The following is an 18,179-nucleotide window of genomic DNA, read 5'->3' as shown; positions in this document are numbered from 1 at the left end:
GGAGGCCGCCCCAAACGGCGGAAGGGTAAACCCATGGACCTTTCGCGTCGCAACATCGTGGAGGCTCCTTTTACAGCATCGCCGGTCGACGCGCCACCCCAACTGTGGAATGTGCCGTTTCTCAAGGGGATGATGCCGTCAATGGCAGGTCAACGGTGAAGGTCGAGCCGCGTCCCGGCGCCGAATCGGCGATGATGCGCCCGCCATGCCCCTCCACGATGGACCGGCAGATGTAGAGGCCGAGGCCGACCGTCCCCTCCCCCTCGGTACCCAGCCGGCCGGTGCGGGAGAAGGGCTGGAAGAGCTGCGCCAACTCCGCCGGAGGAATGCCCCGCCCGTCGTCGGACACGCGGAGGCGTGCCCGGCCGCCGTCCTCGCTCAGCGCGACGCGGACCCGCCCGCCGCGGTCAGAGTATTTGATGGCGTTCGACAGGAGGTTGTTGAGAAGCTGATCCAGCTTGGCCGGGTCGATGTCGGCCATGGGCAATGGGTGTTCAGGCACGGACAGCTCGATGGTGATGGACTTGCCCTCGGCCAACACGCGATTCATCGAGACGTTCCGCCGGACCAGCGCCGCCAGATCGGATGGCCGCCGGGCCAGCCGCAGCCGCCCCGCCTGGAGCGCCGCCAGGGACAGCGCGTCCTCCACCATGTGGCGCATGGACAGGCTGGATTCCCGGATGCGCTCCAGGCAGGCGCGTTCCGTCGCCTCCAGCCGTCCGTCCAGCCGCTGCTCAAGCATCTCCGCGAAGCCGACGACGACCTGGAGTGGGGTGCGCAGATCGTGGGCCAGCATGCCCATCAGCCGGTTCTTCTGCTCATTGCTGGCGGCCAGTTCGGCGTTGGCCTTGGCGAGCGCCCGCTGGACGTTGGCGAGTTCGTTGTTGAGAAGGGTCATCTCGTCGAACAGCGCGTCCACGGTGGGAACCTCAGGCTCCGGCACCACCGACCGCAGAGGGGCGAGCCGTCGGGCCAGCCGCGGGTTCAGAGCCTCCAGTTCCTCCATCAAGGCCGGGAGCCCGCCGGGAGCCCGCGCCACCGCCAACACCAGCCCCTCCGCATCGCTGAGCCCGCTGACATGGAACACCCCGGCGGGGTCGAGCCGGCTGGGTACGGGGTGATCGAGCGTCTGGCCGGACTTCCGCAGGCCACTGAACAGGTCGAGCGCGCCGGCCACCGCGTCCGGGCCGAACAGAACCGGAAAAGGGGTGCCCGGCTTTCCCGTCAACCCCGGCAGCCCGGCGCCCACCCGGTGCAGGGCGCGCAGCCGCCCGTCGTGGTCGCAGGTCAGGACCGACCCGTCCATGCCTCCTCCTTCACGCCGTGCGCATCATGCGGTGCCCGCCAAGCCACGCTCATCACGCCACACCGGCGGCGCGGTCCGGGGCCGCCGGGCCGATCAGCCGCTCCGCAATGGCGACGGCTTCCTCCGCGCCGGGGGCGAAGGCGTCGGCGCCGACCGTCCTCCACAAATCCGGGACGAGGTTGAACGGGTAACCGCCGACAAGAACCCGTGGCGGCCGCTCCCACGGTTCGGCGCGCACCGCGGCGATGAGGGCGGCGACCCGCCCGACATGGGCGGTGATGGTGGCGGACACCGCCAGAATCCGGGCGTTCCGCTCGCGCAGCGTGTGGATGATGCTGGTCGCGGGCGTGTTGGCGCCGAGATAATGGCTGTCCCAGCCGGCCATCTCGAAGAAATCCGCGACCATGCGGATGCCGATCTCGTGCTGCTCCCCGCTGACGCAGGTGGCGACCATGAACAGGCCGCGCCGCTCGGCGGCGAAGATCGCCGGGTAGAGCTGGCCCATGATCGCCTGGGTGGCGGCGGTGGCGAAATGCTCGTGCGCCACGGTGATCGCCCGCGTCTGCCAGAGCCGTCCGATCTCGCGCAGGGCTGGTTGGAACACATGCAGGTATAGGTCGGGCACCGTCGCCCCGCCGGCCGTGGCCTCCGTCACCAGCGCCGCCGCCCGGCGCCGGTCACCAGCCAGCAGCGCGTCCACATAGGAGCGCGCGAGCGCGCCGAGCGGCGCGTCCGACCGGACGAAGGGCGGCACCTCCCGCGGCAGGCCGGGCAGCGCGGTCAGCCCCTGCCCGACGCAGGCGCGCACGCGCGCCGCCGAGGCGGGATCCACCCTGGCGACGACCACGTCGCGGAGAATCTCCAGGCTTTCGCCCAGTTCCTCGTCGGGAATGCCGAGTCCGGCGAAGAGGATCTTGACCCAGGCCACATACTCGCGGAACAGCGCCGGGCTGTCGCTCGCCACCGCTTCCGCCAGATACAGAAGGTGGAAGCCGACGTCCTCGACACAACGCTCCCGGCCGGCCTCACCATACCGGGCATAGAGCGCCGGCCAGCGCTCGAACTGGATGGCGACGATGGCGTGCGCCAACTCCTCGCGGCGGTCCACGATGCGATTCGAAGCAATCCGCAACGGAGCTGGTGTGGGCCGGACGGTCCCCGGCATGGCACGGCGTCTCCGGTTCAGAGGGGGTGTTCGGAAGGAAGGTGCCCCCTCACACCCGTTCCCGCAACGCCTGACTGCGCCAAATGGGTCGGTTTCCGACCAATCACTCCTTATGGTTGCAAAAGCCCTCTCAGCGGCTTTTCTGAAGGACGAAGGTCAGCCGCTTGGTGAGGTCGGCCTTCGACACCGGCTTCACCAGATAACCGGAGATGCCGTAGGCGATGGCCCGCTTGACGGTGTCCGCCTCGCGGTGGGCGGTCAGGACGATCACCGGAAGGTCGGCCAGCGGGTTGCCCGTGGCCGTCCGCAGGGCGTGCAGCAGATCCAACCCGCTCATCCGCGGCATTTCCAGGTCGCAGATGGCGAGGTCCACCTTTTCCGGATGGTCGCGCAGGATGGCCAGCGCCGACACGCCGTCCGACGCTTCCCACACGTGGCGAACCTTCAAATCCTGCAGCAGGCGGCTCATCAGCCGGCGGGTGAAATCGTCGTCTTCGATCAGCAGGACGCGCAGGTCATGGATGCTTCGGTTCAGCGCCCCATCCTTCGCAGGTTCGTTCAGCATCGGCGCGGCCATCCCTATCCGTGTCGTTGCATTGGGAAAACACCTGCATACGGTACATCGCTGACCATGACCGGAAAAGCCTGTAAATGATGCAAAATTTGTAATTTATGCAACCTCGGGGGATGGTGGGCGACGCGCCGTTACGGTCGATGGCGGCCTTGCGCCGGGGCCCGTTGTCCGGACTGTCCGCGATCTGCTAAACCCGCCCAGGCCAATGACCAAGTCAACGATCGGGGTCGACGGCCGGGGCCGCTCTTGGAAACGGCCCCGCACCACGCCCGCGGTTTCGGAACAGCCATCCACCATGCAACTCGATCTTCTCAAGAGACCGGACGGACGCACCGCCATCCTGATGCCGTCCGGCTTCGTCCTCGACCTGCTGACGCCGGACGCCACGGGCATGCCGATCGAGGACATCGCCCAGTGCCTGTCGTCCCAGCCGCGCTGGGGCGGGGCGGCCCGGCCCTGGTACTCGGTCGCCGAGCATTCGGTGATGGTCTCTCGTCTGGTGCCGCCGCCCCTGGCCTACTCGGCCCTGATGCACGATTGCGAGGAGTTCCTCGGCGACTGGCCGTCGCCGGTGAAGGTGATGCTGGACCGCGACTACGTCAAACAGCGGCTTCATCCGGTCAAGGATGCGCTCCGCCGCTGGTTCGGCTTCGATGACGAGGTGCCTGCCATCAAGCAGGCCGACCTCGTCTGCATGGCAACGGAACTGCGCGACCTGCTGCCGCCCGCCTGGCTGGACTGGGGGCATCTGCCGCCTGCCCATCCGGACAGGATCGTGCCGGTCGGCCCCGATCGGGCCTACGCACTCTTCCTGAGCCGTTACGAGGAGCTGAGGCACCTCGCCCAGCCCCACAAGGCCAAGCCGGCCAAAGCCGCGCGGAGCAAGCGCAAGACGCCACAGCCCTAACCATCACGCCGAGCCCCGCGCCGACGGGGTCGTACGTGTCCCATACGTCTCACAGACCCTCCGGCCACCGGTACGGAGCGTACGGTGCTGTCGGGCCGCCGGATCGCGCCGCAACCGGCAAGTATCATACAGTAAGCTACCTGCTGTGCGTCCTCGGACGCTCCAAACTGGAGCGCGACGCAATTTCAGGGATAAGCGCATGACGGCGATTCACCGGACGGCGATCCACGATGGAAAGGGCAAGGCATAACCATGGCCGTTCCCGCGATCCAGGCGGCGCTGGTCGGCGCCTATGTGCTGCGCCAGCGCCTCAGAGGCAATCGGCGCTTCCCGCTGGTGCTGATGATGGAGCCGCTGTTCCGCTGCAACCTCGCCTGCGCCGGCTGCGGCAAGATCGACTATCCCGACCCGATCCTGCGCCGCCGCCTGTCGGTGGAGGAAGCCCTGGGCGCGGTGGACGAATGCGGCGCCCCGGTGGTCTCCATTGCCGGCGGCGAGCCGCTGCTGCACCCCGAGATCCACACCATCGCCGCCGGCATCGTGGCGCGGCGCAAGTTCGTCTATCTCTGCACCAACGCCCTGCTGCTGGAAAAGCGGCTCGACCGCTTCACCCCCAGCCCCTTCTTCACGTGGTCGGTTCACCTGGACGGCGGGCGGGAGGAGCATGACAAGGCGGTCTGCCAACCGGGCGTCTACGACCGCGCCGTCGCGGCGATCCGCGCCGCCAAGGCGCGCGGCTTCCGCGTCAACATCAATTGCACCCTGTTCGACGGGGCGGAGCCGGAGAAGGTCGCCGCTTTCTTCGACGAGGCGATGGCCGCCGGCATCGACGCCGTCACCGTGTCGCCCGGCTACGCCTACGAACGCGCGCCGGACCAGGAGCATTTCCTGAACCGCCGCAAGACCAAGGAACTGTTCCGCGACATCTTCGCGCGGGGGCGAGGCCGGAAATGGCGCTTCTCGCAATCCTCCCTGTTCCTGGACTTCCTGGCCGGAAACCGCACCTACCGCTGCGCGCCCTGGGGCAACCCAACGCGCAACGTCTTTGGCTGGCAGCGCCCCTGCTACCTGCTGGGCGAGGGCTACGCCCCGACCTTCAAGGCGCTGATGGAAGAGACGGACTGGGACGCCTACGGCACCGGCAATTACGAGAAATGCGCCGATTGCATGGTCCACAGCGGTTATGAGCCGACGGCGGTGGAGGACACGTTGCGCAATCCTCTGTCGGCGCTGGCGGTCAGCCTGCGCGGGCCGCGCACGGAGGGGCCGATGGCTCCGGAGATCCCTCTGGACCGCCAGCGCCCGGCGGAGGAGGTCTTCTCACGCCACGTCGCGGACACGCTGCGCCGGATCGAGGCCGAGCGGACCGCCGCCGAGTAGATCGGCCGGAAAGGCTTGGGCAGCCGTGCGAAGCGCCGCCAGGGCGCGGCCGAGATCCCAGGCCAGCCGGCCCAGCGCGACAAGTTGGCGGGGGTCGGCGACCAGCCGGGCCAGCACGGCGCCGGGGGCTATACGCCCCTCCCCGTCCAGCCCGGCCACGGCCGCCGTAGGGAGCGCCCGCCACGCCGGGTCGGCGACCGCGCGCAGCACGGCGAAGGGCCGTCCCCAGGCTTGGCAGGCCCGCGCCACGGCAAGGCTTTCCAGATCGACCGCCACCGCGCCGGTCAGAGCGCGCAGCCGCGCCTTGTCCCCAACCGTCGCTGCAGGGATCCGGGCGCCGGCCACCGCGGCAGGGCGCGCCTGCGGCAGGGCATGACGCAAGCGGTCGTGCCAGGGCTGACAAGCCTCATAGACGGCACCGTCCTCATCGACGACGGCCGTGGCCAGAACAAGTGAACCGGGCTGCAGGCCGGGCGCCAGGCCGCCCGCGATGCCGAAGCTGACGATCCCGCAAGCCCCTCCCTCCAGCAGCCGATGCACCGCCACCGCGGCAGCGGCGTCTCCCGTGGCGCAGACGGCGGGCAGCCCGGTGCGGCGGGCCAGACGGGCTTCGAACGCCATGCCGGTGAGGATCGCCGCGACCATCGTTTTCTCTTTTAACCTCTCCCTTGCAACTCAACCCTCTCCCCGGAGGGGAAAGGGAACAAGCGCCACAGCCTCTACGGCGATATCCAGTAACGCAGCGTCAACGCCGTCGCTACGCCATCCTCCCCCACCGTCACGGCGGCGTCGCGGAAGCTCGGCGGCGAGAGGAGCACGGGGGCGTCGTTGCCGAAGCCGAACCCTTCCCGCGGCACGCCCAGAATGTTGCGGTCGAGTTGCCCGTTGCCGTTCTCGTCGTGGTAGGCGCGCAATGCGTAAGTCCCCGGCGGCACGTCGGGCGCGGTGACGCGCACCGAACCCTCCGCCGCCGGGGCGGTGATCCGGAAGGCGCAGCGCCCCGCCGGATAGGCCGTCTCCTCGCAAACGGCGAGGACGATCTCGCCTTCGCCGTTGCGCACACCCTGGACGGTCACGGTCAGCGCCGCGGCCAGAACCGCCGCCGCTCCTTTCACGCCCTCAAGGCCCGGTAGCGCGCCAGCGCCCACAACGGGAAGCTCGCCGCGTAGCCGTGGTACTTGAGATAGAAGACGCGCGGGAAGCCCACGGCGGTGAAGGGCTCCTCGCTCCACAGCCCCTCGGCGTTGCGGACCGACAGCAGATAGTCCACGCCACGGCCCACCGCCGGATGGTTTCCCTTGCCCGCCGCCATCAGCCCCAGCAACGCCCAGGCGGTCTGCGAGGCGGTGGAGACCGCCCCCTCGCCGCGCGGGTTGCCGGCCCAGTAGCTGGCGCCGTCCTCGCCCCAGCCGCCGTCCGCGCGCTGATGCGCCAGCAGCCACTGCGCGGCGCGCTGCACGGCCGGTGCGGCGTGCGGCACCCCGGCGGCGTTCAGCGCCTCCAGCGCCGACCAGGTTCCGTAGACGTAGTTGGTGCCCCAGCGCCCGAACCAGGCGCCGTCGCTCTCCTGCTCGCGCTCCAGGAAGGTCAGGCCGCGGCGGGTCGGCACGGTGTCGCGCCCCTCGCCCAACCGGGCCAGCATCATGACGCAGCGGGCCGTCACGTCGGAGGTCGGCGGATCGAGCAGGGCGCCGTGGTCGGCGAAGGGGATGTGATTGAGGAAATCGTGCTGGTTCTCGGCGTCGAAGGCGCCCCAGCCGCCGTTGCGGCTCTGCATGCCGACGATCCAGTCCCGCGCGCGGCGGATCGGTTCGCCATAGCGGTCGGCGTCCAGCCGTTGCAGGGCCATCACCACCATGGCGGTGTCGTCGGTGTCCGGGTAATGGGCGTTGTTGTACTGGAAAGCCCAGCCGCCCGACGCCAGCCCCGGACGCTGCCACGCCCAATCACCCTCCACGTCCAGGATTTGCCGCTCGATCAGCCAGTCGGCCCCACGCCGGGCCGCAGCGCGGGCCAGCGGACTTCCGGTTTCCAGCAAGGCGTTGCAGATGATCGCGGTGTCCCAGACCGGCGACAGGCAAGGCTGACAATAGACCCGCCCCGGCTGCTGAACCACCAGCCCGCGCAACGCGCGGCGCGCCGTCGCCGCGTCGGGATGGTCGGGCGGCACGCCCAGGCAATGGAACATCAGCACAGCGTTGACCATCGCCGGGAAGATGGCGCCCAGCCCGTCTTCCCCGTTCAGCCGCTCGGTCACGAAGCGCACGGCGCGGTCGATGGCCGTCTGGCGCCCGTTGGCCGGGAGGCGCGGCTCCACCGCGTGCAGCGCCGCGTCGAGAGCCCGGAACAGGGTGGCCCAGCCACCGCGGCTGTTGTTGCTGTGCCAGTTGCGCACCTGCTCCGGCGGTTCGGTGAACAGCTCCGCGATGCCGATGCCGCGCGGGTTGCGGGCGCGCAGCCGGTGCGCCATGACGACCAGCAGCGGCACCACCACCGTCCGCGACCAGTAGGAGATGCGCGAGATGTGGAAAGGCGACCAGAGCGGCAGGTTCATCACCTCCACCGGCATCGCCGGCACCGCTCGCCAAGGAATTTGCCCGAACTGGGCCAGCAGGATGCGGGTGAAGACGTTGCAGCGCGCCGCCCCGCCGCGCGCCAGGATCGCCTCGCGGGCGCGGCGCATGTGCGGCGCGTCGGGACTGTCCCCTGCGGCCTTCAGCGCGAAGTACGCCTTCACGCTGCAGCTGATGTCCATGGCGCCGCCGAAGAACAGCGGCCAGCCGCCGTCCTTGCCCTGCCGCCCGCGGATGAAGGCCGCCAAGCCGGCTTCCAGTTCCGGGTCGATCTCGTCCAGGATATGGTGCAGCAGCAGATATTCGGACGGGATGGTGGCGTCGGCCTCCAGCTCGAACACCCAATGGCCGTCGGCCTGCTGGCGGCGGATCAAAGCGTCCGTGGCTCCGGCCACGGCGTCGCTCACGGCCTTGGCCGATGGCTCGGCTCGTTGGACCCGCAAGGTTGTGCTTGCGTTGTGGTCTTGCATCGGCGCTCCCGCTTTGCCCCGGTATTCCCCGTGGTGGAGGTATCTGGGTAACGAGGTGCCGCGCTTCGCCCATTGGTTGGAAGTAACATACAGTAGCGTACGTTGGGTGCCAAAGGTTGTCCTGGCAGACTGCGTACACTTCCAAGGGAGACGTACGGCGTGACAGAACGGCAAGGTGTCCTGGTCCGGATGGCGGACTTCGGCCGCTCCATGATCGGGGACCTGGGCGCGCTGTCCTGCAAAAGGCCGCGGATGACGCTGGCCGTCGGCGTGCTGCTGTCCGTCCTGGCCGGCTGGTATTCCGCCACCAATCTGACGATGAGCACCAGCACGGCGGACATGATTTCGCCGGACACCGCCTTCCGCAAGCACACGGAGGAGTACCGGCAGGCCTTTCCCTTCGCCGACGATCAGATCGTCGTGGTGGTGGACAGCCCATCCCCGGACCAATCGGACGCCGCCGCTGTACGTCTTGCAGAGCGTATGTCCACCCGCAGCGACGTGTTGTCGACGGTGGAGGTGCCCTCCGCCGATCCGTACTTCCGCCGGTACGGCCTGCTTTTTCTCAACACGGAAAAGTTGCAGGATCTCGCCACCCGGCTGGCGGGCGCGCAGGCGGCGCTGGGGGCACTGAACGCCGCGCCGAACCTTCAGGGACTGGCCGATCTGCTGGACCTGATTCTGACCCACGCGGACGAAGGCGCGCCGGCCACCCCAGCCGAATTGCTGAACCGACTGGCGGTGAGCAGCGCGACGGTGGCGGACGGGCATCCGGTGCCGCTGTCCTGGACCGGGCTCGTGCAGGCCGCGGAGGAAGAGGACCGGGCGGCCAACCGCCGCTTCGTCCTGGCCCGGCCCATCCTGGACAACAGCTCCTTCGGGCGGGGACGGCCCGCGGTGACCGCGGTGCACGAGGCCATCGGCGCGGTCATGGCGGAGCCCGTCGGTCAAGGGGTGGAGATGCGGGTCACCGGCGCCGTGCCGCTGCGCCAGACGGAGCTGGACACGGTCGCCAACAGCGCCGGCGTCGCCACAATCCTGTCCTTCATTCTGGTCTCGGCGGTGCTGATCGCCGGGATGCGGTCGGGGCGGCTGATCGCCTGCATCATGGTGGTCCTGCTGCTGGGCCTGACGCTGAGCGCCGGGGCGGCGGCGCTGACCGTGGGGCGCCTGAACCTGATTTCCGTCACCTGCGCGGTGATGTTCTTCGGGCTGGGCGACGATTATGGTGGGCATCTCGGCCTGCGCTACCAGGAGGAGCTTCGCCGCGGCCTGCCGCCGCTGGCCGCCGCCATCGAAGCGGTGAAGGCGGTGGGGCCGGCGCTGGTGCTCAGCACCCTGTGCGCCATCATCGGCTTCCTGTCCTTCGTCCCGACCGCCTATCTGGGGCTGGCGGAGTTCGGCATCATCTCCGCCGTCGGCATGGTGGTGGCCCTGCTCATCAGCCTGACCCTTCTGCCCGCCCTGATCGTCCTGCTCCGCCCCGGCCCCGGTGTCCCTGCGCCGGAGCGCGAGGACCGCAGCTTCGCCGGCTGGGTCACCCGCCACCACCGCGCCGTCCTCGCCCTGGCCGGGGGCAGCGCCGTCCTGTCCATGGCGGCGCTGCCCCTGGTGCGGCTGGACGTCAACCCGCTGAACCTGCAGGACGAGCGGACGGAGGCCGTCGCCACCTACCGCGATCTGGCCACCACCCCGCGCACCTCTCCCTATTCCGTCAACATCCTGACACCGGACCTCGCGGCGGCGCAGGCTCTGGCCGACCGGCTGCGCCCCCTGCCGGAATCGGGCGGCGTGCGCACCTTCACCAGCTTCATCCCCAAGGACCAGGAGGCCAAGCTGCCGATCCTGGCGGACATGTCGCTGCTGCTCGGCCCCGGCCTCGCCGCCCCCGCCACGTCGACCGTGTTGGATCAGAGCGGGCTGGAGCGCGCCTTCGCCACGCTGACGACGGTGCTGGGGGGCTATGTGACGGACAAGCGCGACGGTCCGGCCGAGCTTCGCGCCGCCGTGCAGCGCTTCAGCGACGCGCTGGCCCGCATCCAGCCGGCGCAGCTCGCCACGCTCGACGGCGCGCTGACCGGGGGCGTGCCGCCGCTGCTCGACCGGCTGCGCGAGGGCATGGCGGTGGAGCAGCCGGTCACCGCCGACGACGTCCCGGACAGCTTGAAGGCCCGCTGGATCGCCGCGGACGGGCGCGCCCGCGTCGAGGTGCTGCCCACCCACGACGTTTCCGACAGCCGCGAGATGGCCGACTTCGCCGACGCGGTGCTGGCCGTGGCGCCCAACGCCACCGGCGCCCCGGTCACGGTGACGGAGGCGGCCCGGGTCGTCGGCTCCTCCTTCCTGGAGGCGACGGCGTTGACGCTGGTGCTGATGGTGCTGTTGCTGGTCGCCGTGCAACGCTCGGTGACCGGGATGGTGCTGATCCTGGCGCCGCTGGTCCTGGCCGCCCTGTGGACCATGGCGACCGCCGGGCTGCTGGACATCCCCTTCAACTTCGCCAACGTGATCGTCATCCCGCTGCTGTTCGCGCTCGGCGTGTCGAGCAGCATCCACATGGTCACGCGCGGGCAGGATCTGGTGCGGGAGGGGGCGTCGGACAGCGATTTCGGCATCGAGCTGCTGGTGACCAGCACGCCGCGCGCCGTCCTGGTCAGCACGCTGACCACCAGCACCGCCTTCGCCACGCTGGCGCTGTCCAGCCACCGCGGCCTGTCCAGCATGGGGGTGCTGCTGGCCGTCTCCATCACCTACACGGTCATCTCGTCGCTGGTGGTTCTGCCGGCGCTGATGATCCTGTGGCACCGCTGGCGGCTGCGTCGCAGACCAGAAGTCCCGGCGCGGTGACCGACCCGACGATCAGCCACCCGTTCCGGGACAGAGCGACCGTGGCGGCGGGAAAGCGCCGCCCGTCCTCGTCCAGCAGGATCTCCGTCCCGGCGGGGCCGAGCGCCGCGACGCGGATCGGTGCCGCCGCCCCGCCCAGCCAGCCGTAACGGTGCAGCGCCAGCTGGAACGGCGACGGGTGCAGCGCCACCAACAGGCGCCCATCCGGAGCCGCCGTCAAATTGTCCGGCCCGCCGGGCACGGCGATGCGCCGCGGCGGCGCCTGTGGGTCGGACAGGCGGTAGACGAGCAGCGCGTCCTCCCGCGTGGCGGCGACGGTCAGCCGGTCGTGGCTCCGGTCGGGAAGCAGGCCGTTGGCGAAGCCGATCCCGCCGATCAGGACTTGGGCGTCGTTGTTCTCGACGAGGCCGACGAAGCCGTGACGCCCGCCGAGGACGTTGTCCTCCATGACGGCGCCCCAGCCGCAGCCGCCGTGGCTGCTGGTGAACAGGAAACGCTCCCCGTCGAGGAAGGCCACATCGTTGGCCCGGCAGAGGAGAGGACCGGCGGTGGTGCCTTGGTGGATCAAGGTGGCGCCGTCCAGGCGGTAACGCTCGACCGTGGCCGACCCGTCCTCGTGACGGCTGATGGCGAGCAGGGAACGCGAGCCGTCCGGTTCCACGCGCAGGTCGATGCCCGCCGGGCGCAGGCCGATGGCGAGAGGGATGGCAGCGACGGTCGGTGCGTCGAGGGTTTCCAGGTTCAGCAGATAGAGCCCGCCCGTGGTTCCGGCCCGGCGGTCGTAGGCGGACAGCACCGCCTGACCGCGTGCGGCGTCGAGCGCCATGTCCTCGATGCCGGTGACGGGGGCGCCGTTGGCGGTGACGGAGACGGTGCGGCAGGCGGCGTGGACGGGGTGGGTGAGGAGAGTGATGAGGAGGAAGGTCATTGCCCCCACCCTCCCCACTGCGTGGGTCCCCTCCCTCCCCCGCTGGGCGGGGGAGGGCCACATTCCCTCCCCTGCGAAGCTCTCGCGCAAACCTTTGATTTGCGCTGACGCGGCAGGCGGACCATTGGTCCGCCGAGAGCGGGGGAGGGTCAGGGTGGGGGCAAAACTCCGCCACGCCACCCCCCTCACGCCACACCCCTCACGCCACACCGGCCCCCCAGCGCGCGACGAAGGGCGCCCATTCGCGGTCCACCCTCTCCCGCCCCTCCTCCGACAGGCGATGGCGGTTCTTCGCGTAATCGCTCACCGCCCCCAGATACGCCTCGAAATTCGGCCGCGCCGCCGCGTATCCCGGCAGGTCCAACGTTTGGTACAGCCGTTCCACCTCCACCAGCGGCGCCCGCTCGAACCGTTCGAAGGGCACCTCGGCGAAGCGGTTCGCCGGCAGGTCCGCCGTGTCGTCGATCAGCGCCTGCATGATGCGCGGGTAATGGTCCAGCACCACCCGCTCCACGTCGATGTGCTCATGGGGCTGGAGCGCAAGCCGCCCCAGCAGCGTCCGGTAGAAGCCCACGGTGGACACGAACACCGCCCGCGGGTCGCGGTGGATGTGGACGAAGCGGGCATCGGGCCAGATCTCCCGCATCATGGCGACCCTCGCGCTGTAGACCGGGTTCTTCAGCAGGATGCAGCGCCCGCCCTGGGCGATCGACACCTTCTCCAGAAAATAGAGGAAACGGCGCCTCCAGGCGTCCCGCTCCGCCGCCGTGCAGCCGTCGAAATAGAGGCCGCGCTGCAGGTTCTCGTCGAACCGTTCCGGGAAATAGAGCCCGTGGTAGAAGGAGACCGGCGACATGTTCGCCAGCGCGATCTCATCCTCCTGCGGACTGTCGGCCTTCACCGGCACGTTGTCGATGTAGCGCCGCTCCGGCAGGGCGCGGGCCAGCAGCGGCCGAAGGACCGAGCCCAGCCCCAGCATGTCCCAGGGCAGACCCACCGCGAAGGGGTCGATGATGCCGAATTGCGGGTCGCGGCTCAGCACGTTGTAGAGATGGGTGGTGCCGCTGCGCCAATGGCCCAGGATGAAGACCGGCGGCGGTAGGCCGGCGTCCTTCCGGCGCCGCGCCGCCACCCACCCGGCCTCCGCCAGGGAGAAGGGCGCGCGCGCGAGGGCCGAGGCCAGCGCCGCCAGCGCCGTGGGCCAGCCGCGCCCCCGCGGCCCGCCGTTGCGCGCCAGCACGGTCAGCAGGGTGATGGCGTCGCAACCGTAGAGCGGATGGTCCGGGATCGGCATCCATCCACTTCCTCTCTTCGCCGGTCCACCCATCCGGACACCTCCCTTCGACAGCATCGCGCAGGAGGATAGACCGGCCCGGACGCTGTTACATCCCACACGGACGGTTGAATCCGCCTGCCCCGAACGGGCAGATTTTCCGTCGACTCTTGCCGGAACAGGACGGGGCGCACCGCGATGACTGGGTCTTCCTCACGCCGAACATGGATGCGCGCCGCGCTCGCGCTGGCCGTCCTGGCGGCGGGCTTGCTGCCCGTCCCCGCCGTGGCGCAGCAAGCCGGCACCACGCCCGGCGCCCGCGCCACGGTGGCCCGGCTGAACGAGGCCATCCTCTCCCTGATGCGGGAGGCCGCGGGACGGGAACCGGCGGGGGCGCGGCTTCAGCGCTTCCTGCCGGTGATGCTCGACACCTTCGACCTGGAAGCGGCGCTCCGCGTCGCCGCCGCCCCTTACTTCGACCAGTCGGCGGAACCGGAGAAGCGGCAAGCGCTGGACGCCTTCGCCCGGCGCAGCGCCGCCCAGTATGTCGACCGTTTCGACAGCTACGACGGCCAGCGGATCGAGATCGTCGGCGAACGGCCCGCCCCGCGCGGGATGCTGCTGGTCGACACCGATCTGGTGCGCGCGGGCAAGACGCCGGTGCGGCTGAGCTACCTGCTCCGTCCGGAAGGCGACCGCTGGCGCATCCTCGACGTGCTGGCGAAGGGGACGGTCAGCCAACTCGCCACCCAGCGCTCGGAGTTCCAGAACACGCTGCGCGGCGGCGGGCTGGCCGCCCTGACGCGCGACCTCAACAGCAACGCCGACCGCATCCTCGGCGGGGCGTAGGCGCATGGGCATCACCCTCGTCACCGGGGGCAGCGGCTTTATCGGCGGGCATCTGGTGGCGGCGCTGGCGGCGCGGGGCGAGCGGGTGCGAATCCTCGACCGGCAGGAGCCGCCGGAAGACACGCCGCCGGGCGTCGAGTTCCGGCGCGGCTCCATCCTCGACGCGGCGGCGGTGACCCGCGCGTTGGATGGGGTGGAGCGTGTCCATCACCTCGCCGCCGTGGCCACGCTGTGGGACCGTGACCCGACCGTCTTCGACCGGGTGAACCGGCACGGCACGCGGGTGGTGCTGGACGCGGCGGCGCGGGCGCCGGGCTTGCGGCGCTTCGTCCATTGCTCGACCGAGGCCGTGATGATCGGCCACCCGCCGCCCCGCCGTCTGGACGAGAGCGCCGATCCGGGGCTGGAGGCGCTGGCCGGCCCCTATTGCCGGTCCAAGTATCTTGCGGAAAAGGACGCGCTGGCCGCCGCAGCGCAAGGGCTGCCGGTGGTGGTGGTCAACCCCACGGCGCCCATCGGCCCCGGCGACCGGCTGCCGACCCCGCCGAACGCCATGCTGCGCCTGTTCCGGCGCGGCGGACCGCGGCTGATCCTGGATTGCGTTCTGAATCTCGTGGACGTGCGCGACGTGGCGCAGGGGATGATCCTGGCGGCCGAGCGGGGGCGGGTCGGGGAGCGCTACATTCTGGGGGGAGAGGACATCGGGTTGGGCGATCTGGTGGGGCGGATCGACCGATTGTGCGGGCGACATCCCATCCGTCGCCATCCCGTGCCGCCCCCCCTGGCGCTGGGTGCCGCGCGGGTGGAGGAATGGCTGTCCGACCATGTGACCCACCGCCCCCCCACCGCGTCGGTCACCGGGATTCGGCTGGCGCTGGGCGGCGGCGGCTTCGACAGCGGCAAGGCGATGCGGGAGTTGGGCTACACGGTCCGGCCGCTGGAGGCGAGTTTGAGGGCGGCGTTGGAATAGCGGACAGCCCCCGCCTTCCCACGGCTTCGCCGCAAGCCCCTTCCCTCCCCCGCGTGAGCGGAGGAGGGTCAGGGTTGGGGCTCGTGGCAACAACTCCCCCCACCCTCCTCCAGATCCCGCAGGATCGGGCAATCCGGCCGCTCGTCGCCGTGGCAGGCGTGCGCCAGATGCTTGAGCGTGTCGCTCATGGCGCGCAGTTCGGCGATCTTGGCCTCCAGTTCCGTCACATGGTCGAGCGCCACGCGCTTCACCTCGGCGCTGGAGCGGCTGCGGTCCTGCCACAACCCGACCAGGATCTGGATGCGCTCGATGCTGAAGCCCAGCGTCCGCGCCCGCTTGACGAAGCGCAGGACATTCACGTCGCTGGACGAATAGACGCGGTAGCCCGCCGCGGTCCGCCCGGCCTCCGGGATCAGGCCGATGGATTCGTAATAGCGGATCAGCTTGGCGTTGACTCCGGACGCCTTCGCCGCGTCGCCGATGGTCATGCCGCTCGCGCTCATGGCTTCCACCCCCGCAGCGACAGCGCGTTCAGCACGACGCTGACCGAACTCAGCGCCATCGCCGCCCCGGCCAACACCGGGCTGAGCAGGCCCGACGCCGCCAGCGGGATGCCCACCAGATTGTAGATGAAGGCCCAGAACAACCCCTGGCGGATCTTGGAATAGGTGCGGCGCGACACGTCGATGGAGCCGGCGACCAACGCCGGATCTCCGCGCATCAGCGTGACCCCGGCGGTGTGCATCGCCACGTCGGTGCCGGTCGCCATCGCGATGCCGACGTCGGCGGCGGCCAGCGCCGGCGCGTCGTTGATGCCGTCACCGACCATGCCGACCACCTTGCCTTCCGCCTTCAACGTCGCCACCACGTCGGCCTTGCCGTCCGGCAGCACCTCCGCGAAGACGCGGTCGATGCCAAGGTCGGCGGCCACCGCGCGGGCGGCCCCGGCACCGTCGCCGGTGACCATCACCGTCTCCACCCCCTGCGCCTTCAGGGAGCGCACGGCGGTGCGGGCGCTTTCCTTCACCTTGTCGCCGAAGGCGACGAGGCCCAGCACGCGCCGCTCCGGCGCCGTTTCGGCCAGCCAGGACACGGTGCGCCCGGCGGATTCCAGCGCCGCCGCCCGTGCCTCCAATGCCGCGTCGGACAGGCCGCTTTCCGTGACCAGCCGCTTGCTGCCCAGCAGAAGGGCGCGGCCCTCCACCGTCGCCGACACGCCGCGCCCGGCCAGCGCCTTGAAGCCCTCCGGTGCGGCGGCAGCCACGCCCCGCTCCGCCGCGCGGCCACGGACGGCGCGGGCCAACGGGTGTTCGCTGCCGGTCTGGAGCGCCGCGGCCAGCCGCAGCAACTCCACGTCGTCGAAGCCATAGGCCGGCACCAGATTGGTGACGCGGGGCTTGCCCTCGGTCAGCGTACCGGTCTTGTCGAAGGCGACGGCGGTGATGGCGTGGGCGCGCTCCAGCGCCTCCGCGTCCTTGATCAGGATGCCGTGGCGGGCCGCCGCTCCGGTGCCGACCATGATCGCGGTCGGCGTGGCGAGGCCCAGCGCGCAGGGGCAGGCGATGACCAGCACCGACACCGCCGTGATGATCGCCGTCTCGACGTTCCCCGTGCCGATCCACCAGCCGGCGAGCGTCACCGCGGCGATGCCCAGCACCACCGGCACGAAGACCGCCGCCACCTTGTCGACCAGCCGCTGGATCGGCGCCTTGGACGCCTGGGCGCCCTCGACCATGCGGACGATCTTGGCGAGCATCGTCTCGGCGCCCACCGCCACCGTCTCGACCAGCAGCAGCCCGTCCACATTGATGGAGCCGCCGGTAACGCGGGAGCCCGGCGCCTTCTCCACCGGCAGGCTTTCGCCGGTCAGCATGGATTCGTCCACGCTGCCCGCCCCCTCCGCCACGCGCCCGTCCACCGGGATGCGTTCGCCGGGGCGGACCGCCACGCGGTCACCGACGCGCACCTGGGCAATGGGAAGCTCAATTTCCATGCCATCGCGGCGGACGCGGGCGGTGTCGGGGCGAAGCTGCATCAGCGCGCGGATCGCCGCCGCCGTCCGGCCCTTGGCGCGGGCCTCCAGCCACTTGCCCAGCAGCACGAAGGTGATGAGCACCGCCGACGCCTCGAAATAGAGATGCGGCGTGTGGCCCGGATGCGCCGTCAGCATCATGTAGACGCTGAGCCCCCAGGCCGCGGAGGTGCCGAGCGCCACCAGAAGATCCATGTTGCCGGACCCGGCGCGCGCCGCCATGAAGCCGGCCCGGTAGAAGCGCCAGCCCAGCCAGAACTGCACCGGGGTCGCCAGCAGGAACTGCGCCCAGGGCGGCAGCATCAGGCTCAGCCCCAGCAGGTCCCCCGCCATGCCGAGGACCAGCGGCGACGACAGGGCGGCGGCGATCAGCACATGGTGGAGGTCCCGCCGGTTGCGGTCCTGCGCCGAGTCCTCCGCCGCCACGGCGGAGTCGGCATCGGCGACGGGGGCGGCGGTGAAGCCGGTCATCTCCACCGCTTCGGCCAGCCGGCCGGCGTCCACCGTCCCGGCATAGGCGGTGACGTGCGCCCGCTCCGTCGCGAGATTCACGGCGGCACTCTCAACCCCCGGCACGCGCAGCAGCGCCTTTTCGACGCGCGCGACGCAGGAGGCGCAGGTCATCCCGCCGACGGTCAGGTCGAACTCCTGCTTCTGCGGTTCGAAGCCGACGTTTTCGATGGCCTCCGCCACCGCCCGCGGATCGGGATCGCCCGCGAAGGCGATCCGCGCCCGTTCGGTGGCGAGGTTGACCGACACGTTGGTGACGCCCGGCACGCGCGACAGCGCCTTTTCCACGCGCCCCACGCAGGACGCGCAGGTCATGCCGGAAATGCCGATGTCGAGGTCGGTGGTGGTGGCGGACATGATCGTCCTTTCTTCGTCGTCAACCGACACCCCAGATA

The 18,179-nt window shown here is 70.4% G+C and carries 15 protein-coding genes; 5 read left to right on the top strand and 10 right to left on the bottom strand.

What is annotated here, in order from left to right:
- Nucleotides 1–121: 121 nt before the first annotated feature.
- The 3 genes from H0B54_RS18565 to H0B54_RS18555 all read right to left on the bottom strand — a co-directional run bounded on the left by H0B54_RS18565 (nt 122) and on the right by H0B54_RS18555 (nt 3,036).
- A complete protein-coding gene (locus H0B54_RS18565) occupies nt 122–1,306 on the bottom strand; it encodes a sensor histidine kinase (RefSeq protein WP_188261554.1) in 1,185 nt (394 codons plus the stop codon).
- 52 nt (nt 1,307–1,358) lie between these two features.
- The gene (locus H0B54_RS18560; protein ID WP_343068973.1) at nt 1,359–2,414 is read right to left on the bottom strand and encodes a cobalamin B12-binding domain-containing protein; all 1,056 of its coding nucleotides are present in this window, start codon (nt 2,412–2,414) and stop codon (nt 1,359–1,361) included.
- A gap of 187 nt (nt 2,415–2,601) precedes the next feature.
- Complete coding sequence (locus H0B54_RS18555) at nt 2,602–3,036, bottom strand: response regulator (RefSeq protein WP_094306866.1); 435 nt, start codon at nt 3,034–3,036, stop codon at nt 2,602–2,604.
- Between the two features lie 304 nt (nt 3,037–3,340).
- Between H0B54_RS18555 and H0B54_RS18550 the strand changes: the two genes are divergently transcribed.
- On the top strand, nt 3,341–3,952 hold the full coding sequence (locus tag H0B54_RS18550) for a hydrolase (RefSeq protein ID WP_094306840.1): 612 nt from the start codon (nt 3,341–3,343) through the stop codon (nt 3,950–3,952).
- A gap of 252 nt (nt 3,953–4,204) precedes the next feature.
- Entirely contained in the window at nt 4,205–5,332 is a 1,128-nt protein-coding gene (gene hpnH, locus H0B54_RS18545; protein ID WP_188261552.1) for an adenosyl-hopene transferase HpnH, read from the top strand.
- Here hpnH and H0B54_RS18540 read toward each other — a convergent pair.
- The 3 genes from H0B54_RS18540 to shc form a co-directional block, all read right to left on the bottom strand.
- The gene (locus H0B54_RS18540) at nt 5,273–5,977 is read right to left on the bottom strand and encodes a phosphorylase family protein (RefSeq protein WP_188261551.1); all 705 of its coding nucleotides are present in this window, start codon (nt 5,975–5,977) and stop codon (nt 5,273–5,275) included. The two genes, hpnH and H0B54_RS18540, sit on opposite strands and share 60 nt — an antisense overlap.
- A gap of 74 nt (nt 5,978–6,051) precedes the next feature.
- Nucleotides 6,052–6,447 carry a DUF2141 domain-containing protein gene (locus H0B54_RS18535; protein ID WP_343068972.1) on the bottom strand — a complete coding sequence of 132 codons (396 nt, stop codon included), beginning with the start codon at nt 6,445–6,447 and terminating at the stop codon, nt 6,052–6,054.
- Entirely contained in the window at nt 6,444–8,375 is a 1,932-nt protein-coding gene (gene shc / locus H0B54_RS18530; RefSeq protein WP_188261550.1) for a squalene--hopene cyclase, read from the bottom strand. The genes H0B54_RS18535 and shc overlap by 4 nt, the downstream gene beginning before the upstream one ends.
- A 159-nt stretch (nt 8,376–8,534) precedes the next feature.
- On the opposite strand from shc, the gene H0B54_RS18525 reads away from it, so the two are divergent.
- On the top strand, nt 8,535–11,222 hold the full coding sequence (locus H0B54_RS18525; RefSeq protein WP_188261549.1) for an MMPL family transporter: 2,688 nt from the start codon (nt 8,535–8,537) through the stop codon (nt 11,220–11,222).
- Here the strand turns inward: H0B54_RS18525 and H0B54_RS18520 are convergent.
- Nucleotides 11,134–12,150 carry an SMP-30/gluconolactonase/LRE family protein gene (locus tag H0B54_RS18520; protein WP_188261548.1) on the bottom strand — a complete coding sequence of 339 codons (1,017 nt, stop codon included), beginning with the start codon at nt 12,148–12,150 and terminating at the stop codon, nt 11,134–11,136. The genes H0B54_RS18525 and H0B54_RS18520 overlap by 89 nt on opposite strands.
- A gap of 199 nt (nt 12,151–12,349) precedes the next feature.
- Complete coding sequence (locus tag H0B54_RS18515; protein WP_188261547.1) at nt 12,350–13,444, bottom strand: sulfotransferase family protein; 1,095 nt, start codon at nt 13,442–13,444, stop codon at nt 12,350–12,352.
- A 207-nt stretch (nt 13,445–13,651) separates the two neighbouring features.
- On the opposite strand from H0B54_RS18515, the gene H0B54_RS18510 reads away from it, so the two are divergent.
- Nucleotides 13,652–14,272 carry an ABC transporter substrate-binding protein gene (locus H0B54_RS18510; RefSeq protein ID WP_188261546.1) on the top strand — a complete coding sequence of 207 codons (621 nt, stop codon included), beginning with the start codon at nt 13,652–13,654 and terminating at the stop codon, nt 14,270–14,272.
- 4 nt (nt 14,273–14,276) lie between these two features.
- Nucleotides 14,277–15,242 carry an NAD-dependent epimerase/dehydratase family protein gene (locus H0B54_RS18505; protein ID WP_188261545.1) on the top strand — a complete coding sequence of 322 codons (966 nt, stop codon included), beginning with the start codon at nt 14,277–14,279 and terminating at the stop codon, nt 15,240–15,242.
- Nucleotides 15,243–15,310: 68 nt separating this feature from the next.
- Here the strand turns inward: H0B54_RS18505 and cueR are convergent, their stop codons facing one another.
- Together cueR and H0B54_RS18495 are read right to left on the bottom strand one after the other, a co-directional pair.
- The gene (gene cueR / locus H0B54_RS18500; RefSeq protein WP_425490050.1) at nt 15,311–15,745 is read right to left on the bottom strand and encodes a Cu(I)-responsive transcriptional regulator; all 435 of its coding nucleotides are present in this window, start codon (nt 15,743–15,745) and stop codon (nt 15,311–15,313) included.
- On the bottom strand, nt 15,742–18,141 hold the full coding sequence (locus H0B54_RS18495; protein ID WP_188261544.1) for a heavy metal translocating P-type ATPase: 2,400 nt from the start codon (nt 18,139–18,141) through the stop codon (nt 15,742–15,744). The genes cueR and H0B54_RS18495 overlap by 4 nt, the downstream gene beginning before the upstream one ends.
- Nucleotides 18,142–18,179 lie beyond the last annotated feature (38 nt).

Source organism: Azospirillum tabaci (assembly GCF_014596085.1).
In the GTDB taxonomy this organism is placed as follows: domain Bacteria; phylum Pseudomonadota; class Alphaproteobacteria; order Azospirillales; family Azospirillaceae; genus Azospirillum; species Azospirillum tabaci.
Note: the sequence above shows the minus strand (reverse complement) of the source record. Positions and strands in the feature narration are given on the sequence as shown.

Coding starts and splice junctions, on each gene's coding strand:
- H0B54_RS18565 (WP_188261554.1), bottom strand. CDS start 1,306: ATGGACGGGTCGGTCCTGACCTGCGACCACGACGGGCGGCTGCGCGCC.
- H0B54_RS18555 (WP_094306866.1), bottom strand. CDS start 3,036: ATGCTGAACGAACCTGCGAAGGATGGGGCGCTGAACCGAAGCATCCAT.
- H0B54_RS18550 (WP_094306840.1), top strand. CDS start 3,341: ATGCAACTCGATCTTCTCAAGAGACCGGACGGACGCACCGCCATCCTG.
- hpnH (WP_188261552.1), top strand. CDS start 4,205: ATGGCCGTTCCCGCGATCCAGGCGGCGCTGGTCGGCGCCTATGTGCTG.
- H0B54_RS18540 (WP_188261551.1), bottom strand. CDS start 5,977: ATGGTCGCGGCGATCCTCACCGGCATGGCGTTCGAAGCCCGTCTGGCC.
- shc (WP_188261550.1), bottom strand. CDS start 8,375: ATGCAAGACCACAACGCAAGCACAACCTTGCGGGTCCAACGAGCCGAG.
- H0B54_RS18520 (WP_188261548.1), bottom strand. CDS start 12,150: ATGACCTTCCTCCTCATCACTCTCCTCACCCACCCCGTCCACGCCGCC.
- H0B54_RS18515 (WP_188261547.1), bottom strand. CDS start 13,444: ATGCCGATCCCGGACCATCCGCTCTACGGTTGCGACGCCATCACCCTG.
- H0B54_RS18510 (WP_188261546.1), top strand. CDS start 13,652: ATGCGCGCCGCGCTCGCGCTGGCCGTCCTGGCGGCGGGCTTGCTGCCC.
- H0B54_RS18505 (WP_188261545.1), top strand. CDS start 14,277: ATGGGCATCACCCTCGTCACCGGGGGCAGCGGCTTTATCGGCGGGCAT.
- cueR (WP_425490050.1), bottom strand. CDS start 15,745: ATGAGCGCGAGCGGCATGACCATCGGCGACGCGGCGAAGGCGTCCGGA.
- H0B54_RS18495 (WP_188261544.1), bottom strand. CDS start 18,141: ATGTCCGCCACCACCACCGACCTCGACATCGGCATTTCCGGCATGACC.